Here is a 6759-nt window from a genome sequence, read left to right as displayed (position 1 = left end):
CCTGACTATTGGAAAGCGTGTTCACAGGGACAGAAAACAGCAGATTCTAGGCTGTTGTATAGTCTAACCGATTGGGAAAGTTGTATTTAAAAACAGCTTCCTATTGGCATTCACCGCCTCCCTGGTAGGGATTGTCATCGGTTTGGTCGCTTCTCTGGCTTTGGTGAAAAGACCCGGCCGCTTGAGCAAAGCATTGCTTTCCCTGTTCCTCTCCCCCTCATTGATACCAGGCATCGTTATCGGGTACGTTCTGTTCCTGTTCCTTGTCGTGAAAGTCCAGCTTCCCTTGCGTACTGCACTCATACTGGGGCACCTGCTTGTCGTGCTTCCCTACTGTGTGCGCATCATTACGGCAAGCCTCAAGGAGCTTGACGAGAGTCTGGAGGAAGCAGCAAGGACCTTGGGCTGTCCCCCCGTAAAAGCGTTCGTGGTCATCGTCCTGCCAAATCTCAAACCAGCCATGACATCAGCCTTCATGCTCTCATTCATCAATTCATTCAACAACATCCCGGTATCGATGTACCTCAAGGGACCGGGGATGAACACCTTGCCATACGCCATGATGAACCACATTGAATACAACTACGACCCAACGGTAAGTGCACTGTCCGTCATGCTTATGGGCATGACCCTTCTGTTCATGGTCTTGCTCGACCGCTCGATGACCAGAGGCCAGGCTAAAGGGGTAAAAGGGGAATGAGCATGCAATACGGAGCTTTGAGCCACATCGACGTCTCCTACGACAAGAAACACCTGATCCTCCAAGATTTGAACCTTGAATTCAACAAAGGAGAACTGCTCTCACTGCTCGGACCCTCGGGATGTGGGAAAACGACCACCCTCAGGGTCATTGCAGGACTCATTGAAACGAATACAGGCACCTTCACCCTCGATGGTGTCGACATGACACACATCCCGGTACATAAACGTGATTTCGGTCTGGTATTCCAAAGCTATGCTCTCTTCCCGCACCTAACCGTCTTCGACAACATCGCGTTCGGTTTGAAGCAACGAAAATGTTCAACCCAGGAAACCGTTGAGAAAGTAAAAAGCATGATGGAAATCTGTGGGATTTCCGGCTATGAAAAGCGCTTTCCCAAGCAACTCTCCGGAGGCCAGCGCCAACGGGTTGCCCTCGCCCGGGCTTTGGTGATAGAACCCAAGTTGCTCTTGCTCGACGAACCACTTTCCAACCTAGATGCTCAACTGAGGGTGCAAATGCGCTCGACGATCAAGCGAATCCAACAGGAACTGGGGATTACGACGGTATTTGTCACCCATGACCAAGAAGAATGTTTCTCCATCTCCGACCGAGTCGCCATCATGGACAAGGGAAGAATCGAACAGTGCGATACACCGCAGGTAATCTATGCAAATCCTGCCTGTGAGATGATCGCTCGTTTTGTAGGCTTCAAGAATTTTTTCCCCATAAGCACTGCAGAGCGCATAGGATTATCCGTTCCCCAGGAAAGGATGAATGCGCTCTTATGGTGTATCAGGCCGGAAAAAATTGATCTTGTAGATTTGCAAAGTGCAATGTGCATCGGGACAGTGGAAGTAAGAACTTACCTGGGGGAAAGCTACCAGTATGAAGTGAAAACCGAACTGGGAACGATGATTGTAGCAAGCTCCTTGCATCCTCCCAAAGCAGTGGGGGAGCAAGTGGGCCTAAACATAGCACCAGAGCATGTGGTATTTCTCGACCGATAGGTCGATGTACATCCATCATACGATGGAACGATAAGTGGGAGGACCTTATGAAGAAACGTATCGCTCTAGCATGCACCGCTTTGCTTCTGCTCACCCTTGCTGCCGCATTTGCTGCAGGAACTGCAGAATCGGCTCCGAAACAGTTGATCGTCTCCACCTGGGGGCTATCGGAAGATGCCCTGTGGTCGGAAGTCTATGAACCCTTTGAGAAACAGTATAATGTCAAGGTCGTCCTCGACACCGGCAACGCCCAGGAGCGCTACACCAAGTTGAAAAATGATCCCAACTCCACCGTTGACGTCATCGAGCTCTCCCAGAAGAATACCGCCGACGGAGTTGCCGATGGGCTGTTTGCGCCTCTGAAGGCCTCCAGCCTCACCGATTACGCCAATCTGATTCCCGGTGCAAAGGCTCTCATCGACAGTGGTTCAGGAGCTCCCTACACACTCAACAGCATCGGCATCATCTACAACCCCAAAACAGCCGGCATGACCATCGACAGCTGGGAAGACTTGTGGAATCCCGCCCTGAAAGGAAAAATCTCCATTCCTGACATCACCACCACCTTCGGTCCTGCCTTCCTGGTTATGTGCAGCGATGTCAAAGGCGTAGACTTCGCCACCGACAAGGGAGAGGCGGCGTTCAAGGCACTTGAACAGCTCAAGCCCAATGTACTGAGAACCTATGCAAAGTCCAGTGACGTAGCATCACTGTTTGCCAACGGAGAAATATCAGTAGCCATTGTCGGAGACTTCGGCGTACCGGTAATCAGCAAGGCTGACCCCGATGCTGTGTATGTGGTTCCCCAGTCCGGCACCTATGCGAACTTCAACGTAATAAACATCGCAAAAAATACCAAGAACTATGACCTGGCGGTTGCGTATGTCAACTACCGGCTCAATGCAGAAACGGAGACCAGAACAGCAAAGGCCCTGAACGAAGCCCCGGTCAATTCCTTGGTGAAACTCACCCCGGAATTGGCGGCAAACAAGACAGTAGGCGCGGTAGCCGCCCGGGCAAAGATGGTTGACTTTACCGTAGTGAATCCGTTGATGGGCACGTGGGTCGATCGTTTCAACCGATTGATGAACAAGTAACTGTGAACAAACTCGAGAATCTTTGGATATACAACAGTGCATACCAGTGTTTCGATTGGGGATCGATCACCTTCGGTCCCACAATCGAGCATGTCCAAAGAGACTATGAGGCACCTGGGGGTGGGGGACTCTACCTCATCCCCGGCTTTATCGACATCCATATGCATATCGAGTCTTCCATGACGACCCCGACAGAGTTCTCGAATGCAGTGTTGCCCCATGGAACGACGACTATTGTTGCCGATTGCCATGAGGTGGCAAATGTGTTCGGCGTGGAAGGTCTTTGCGATTACATGGATCTTCCCTCTCTGGTCGATGTTTTCTATGCAATTCCCTCCAGCGTCCCTTCCACATCCATGGAACTGGAAACCAATTTCGGCCCGATTGATGCAGAACAGGTCAAGGCGCTGTGCAAGCGCAAGGATGTCATAGCCCTCGGAGAGATCATGAATGCCAATGATCTCTTCAGTGAAAGCGACAACCGCACCAAGCGCATTATTGACACCTTCAAAGACCAGAAACCAGGGTTTCCCATCGAAGGGCACTGTCCAAGAATTACTGGTGAGATGCTCTCGCGTTTCATCGCCTCTGGAGTCGACTCCGACCACACCCAACAAACGGCTGCTTCCATACGAGAGAAAATCTCTGCAGGGATGTTTTTGGAAATTCAACGAAAGAGTGTAAGCAAAGAGGTCATCGACGCCTTGAAGGCACCCGAGCTTGCAGGCAGGTTCTGCTTCTGCACCGACGACGTCCTTCCCGACATGCTTGCGAAAGAGGGACATCTGGATGCAGTACTTTCGGATGCCCTGCGTCTGGGCATGCGCCCCGAACAGGTGGTTTATGCAGCAACCTACAGCCCCAGCCGACGGATGAATCTTCTCGACCGAGGGCAGATAGCACCGGGCAGACGAGCTGACTTTGTGCTCCTCGACGACTTGGAAACACTGCACATCCGCTCTGTTTACAAGAATGGGTCCCTTGTCTATGAACAGGGATCGGGTTTGCTTGCACGCACGAAGCTTCCAGCCCTCAAAAAGGAGTACCTGCACTCAATTCACCGCATGCCGCTTACAGCTGAGCAATTCGACCTTTCACTTGAAAGCGGGGAACGTGACATCACTGTCATCGAACGGGAAGAGGGCACCACCTTCACCCGTTTTGCCAAACAGCACATACATCATGGAGGGGGCAGCTTCTCTTTCAGGCAGTATGGCCTGAGCCTGATCGCCGTAGTTGAACGGTACGGANNGGAGCCATCTGTTCATCATGGGCTCACGACAGCCACAATCTGCTTGTTCTAGCCACCAGTGTGGAATTGGCCGTTCGTGCAGTAAACAGGGTCATTGCCGAGCAGGGGGGAATAGCACTGGTTGATGAATCCGAGGAAACTTTCATTCCTTTACCCTATGGGGGGATTATCTCGATTGAACCTATTGCAGTTCTGTCCGGCCAAATCCAACAGGTGCGTACGTGGCTGGTTGACCATGGATATCAGGCAAGGGAGGAGATCATGAACTTTGCAGTACTCAGCCTACCGGTTTCCCCCGAGCTTAAAATCAGCGACAAGGGCTTGGTCGACGTGAGAAAACAACAATTGGTCGATTGGAAGAACCAATGAACAATGAACCCAAAGCAATGGTTTTCCGCCATGCAACCATCCTTACGGAGAACAACAAGCAACACGTGATCACCGACGGGGCTTTGGCCTTTGAAGGGACCACCATCACGTATGTAGGACCGGACAGTGCACTTCCCAAGCGCTATGATACCTTCTTGCAACTCGATTGTTCCGATTGCCTGTTGCTCCCTTCCCTGACCAACTGTCATACCCATACCGGCATGGTGGCGTTCCGAAGCCTCGGAGACGACATTGCTGACCGGCTCAGACGCTTTTTGCTTCCCCTTGAACGTACCTGTATGACACAAGAACTGGCCAAAGCCTCCGCTGCGCTTGCCATTGCAGAGATGCAGCTTGCCGGTATCGGTCGGGCGGTCGACATGTACTACTATGAGCAGGATATTGCCGAGCTTGCAGAGCAGATGCATTTTTCTCTCTTTTGCGGAGAAACCATCATGGTGGAGAGTCCCTGCAACAGCAGTACCGCAGAACAGGCAATTGCCTATGGAAAGGATATTCCCAATGGCACTTATGTCCATCGCATGTATGCAGCACACGCTCCCTACAGCGTCACCATCGACCACCTCAAGACCCTCCAAGCCTTGGCAAAGAGAGAACAGGCACGCTGGACCATGCACCTATCCGAGATGGACTTTGAGATGGAGTACTATGCTTCCTCCTTTGGGATGACACCCATTGCGTATCTGGAAAGCCAAGGTTTGTTGGATAAGAATCTGTTGGCTGCTCACTGCATCCACACCACCGACGACGATCTTCGTCTTCTGGCAATGCACAACGTAGCTGTTGTGCATTGTCCCGTCGCCAATGCAAAATCCGCCAAAGGTGTGGCACGTATTCATGCGATGCTGCAAAAGGGTATTCCCGTATGTCTTGGAACCGACGGTCCGGCAAGTGGAAATAGCTTGGACTTGTTCACCCAAATGCGGCTGTGTGCCATTCTTCAGAAAAATGCACAGGGCGATCGTTCTTTGCTTCATGCTAGCGAGGTGGTGCCTATGGCAACTTCGGTTGCAGCCCGTGTACTGGGAATTGAGAAAAGCAGCGGGAGTCTTGAGGTGGGAAAAGATGCCGATATCCTGGTATTGGGACTGACAAAGCCGAACATGCAACCCTGTTTCGACCCCTATTCCGTGGTTGTGTACAGTGCAGGAGTCCAGAACGTCAGGCACCTCTTTACCAAAGGATCGTGGGTGGTACGCGACCACCACTTGGCTTATGCAGACGAGAAGGAGCTTCGCCTCAGGTTCCAGCAGGCAGCAACAGGGTTTTATGCCGAGGCACAAAGGCTTCTCCAAGTCAAAGAATAGCAATTCATCGTACTTGCACACATCTGATGAGCCTTGCTCTTTAATTGGAGTACGTTCTCCTGTAGAGTGAGAGGTGTAGGAGAGGTCGATATGGATGGTAAGAGAAGAGCCGATATACACGCTGGACTGGAAGTGCTTATCGTCCTCAAGCAGGACCAAGCCACAGGTAACACCACCAAAGGTGTGGTCAAGGACATCCTGACAAACTCCAGCACGCATCCGCACGGTATCAAGGTCCGTCTTGAGAGTGGCGAAGTAGGGCGGGTGAAGGAGGTTCTATCACGGACATAACCCTTCAACTACACAAGTGAACAACCCCCTCCATGGCATGACGCTGGAGAAATTGCTTATCCGCCTGGTCGATTACTACGGCTGGGACGGGCTGTTCGACATGCTGCAGCTGCAATGCTTCTATAACGATCCCAGCATCAAATCCAGCTTGAAGTTCCTGCGCAAGAACCTTTGGGCGCGGACAAAGCTGGAGAATATCTACCTGGACCTTGAATATCACATGAACGAGGAATCGAGGCGGTAGGCATTGCTCAGGTTAAGTGGCAGGGATGGTCAGGCGAATTAAGGTATGACATAGACCCACGGATGGGCCATCCGTAACATCTGTTTGAATTAGTGTTTATGTAATCTATTGAGTACACTTGTTGTCGCAATTTAAAGCTAAATATGGTGAGCTTCAATTTTTCTCAGATCCCCGATTAATTACACCAAATCAAGATATCGTGGATTAAGCGGGAAGCTCCCCTCATAAATATGCAATCTAACCATATGTGCTCATGTTAGAGTCAGCCTAAAAGTCCCTACCTCAAGGCAGAAAATAAGGGACCCGGGTGTTAACCGGCCCCTCATCTCCTTCTACCTTGGGTAGATGAGTATCTCTATGTAAAAGATGATGCTTATATTACAAAAATGCAACAACTAGCTAGTAGCCTGTGACACTTAAACCTATTCCTTGATTATGGGGTACAGCCTCTTGAGTTTGACCCGTGCA

Annotated in this window: 8 protein-coding genes; all 8 read left to right on the top strand. The window is 51.0% G+C overall.

The features are described from left to right. Positions 1-103 precede the first annotated feature (103 nt). The 8 genes from B3K89_RS07385 to B3K89_RS07350 all read left to right on the top strand — a co-directional run bounded on the left by B3K89_RS07385 (position 104) and on the right by B3K89_RS07350 (position 6291). The gene (locus B3K89_RS07385; protein WP_345907218.1) at positions 104-700 is read left to right on the top strand and encodes an ABC transporter permease; all 597 of its coding nucleotides are present in this window, start codon (positions 104-106) and stop codon (positions 698-700) included. 2 nt (positions 701-702) lie between these two features. Further along, on the top strand, positions 703-1710 hold the full coding sequence (locus tag B3K89_RS07380) for an ABC transporter ATP-binding protein (protein ID WP_293892482.1): 1008 nt from the start codon (positions 703-705) through the stop codon (positions 1708-1710). A gap of 47 nt (positions 1711-1757) precedes the next feature. Continuing rightward, positions 1758-2807 carry an ABC transporter substrate-binding protein gene (locus tag B3K89_RS07375; protein ID WP_293892479.1) on the top strand — a complete coding sequence of 350 codons (1050 nt, stop codon included), beginning with the start codon at positions 1758-1760 and terminating at the stop codon, positions 2805-2807. Next, positions 2771-4111, top strand: coding sequence for an amidohydrolase family protein (locus B3K89_RS07370; protein ID WP_345907217.1), 1341 nt, complete (start codon positions 2771-2773; stop codon positions 4109-4111). Before B3K89_RS07375 ends, B3K89_RS07370 begins: the two co-directional genes overlap by 37 nt. After that, complete coding sequence (locus tag B3K89_RS07365) at positions 4066-4428, top strand: adenine deaminase C-terminal domain-containing protein (RefSeq protein WP_345907219.1); 363 nt, start codon at positions 4066-4068, stop codon at positions 4426-4428. The genes B3K89_RS07370 and B3K89_RS07365 overlap by 46 nt, the downstream gene beginning before the upstream one ends. Further along, positions 4425-5756, top strand: coding sequence for an amidohydrolase (locus B3K89_RS07360; protein WP_293892470.1), 1332 nt, complete (start codon positions 4425-4427; stop codon positions 5754-5756). Before B3K89_RS07365 ends, B3K89_RS07360 begins: the two co-directional genes overlap by 4 nt. A gap of 90 nt (positions 5757-5846) precedes the next feature. Then, positions 5847-6047, top strand: coding sequence for a YwbE family protein (locus tag B3K89_RS07355; RefSeq protein WP_293892467.1), 201 nt, complete (start codon positions 5847-5849; stop codon positions 6045-6047). 16 nt (positions 6048-6063) lie between these two features. Further along, positions 6064-6291, top strand: a complete 228-nt coding sequence (locus tag B3K89_RS07350; protein ID WP_345907216.1) for a VF530 family protein — start codon at positions 6064-6066, stop codon at positions 6289-6291. Positions 6292-6759 lie beyond the last annotated feature (468 nt).

Origin of the sequence: Sphaerochaeta sp. UBA5849 (genome assembly GCA_002432715.1) — a bacterium.
Classification (GTDB): Bacteria; Spirochaetota; Spirochaetia; order Sphaerochaetales; family Sphaerochaetaceae; genus Sphaerochaeta.
This window is presented reverse-complemented; position numbering and strand designations above follow the sequence as displayed.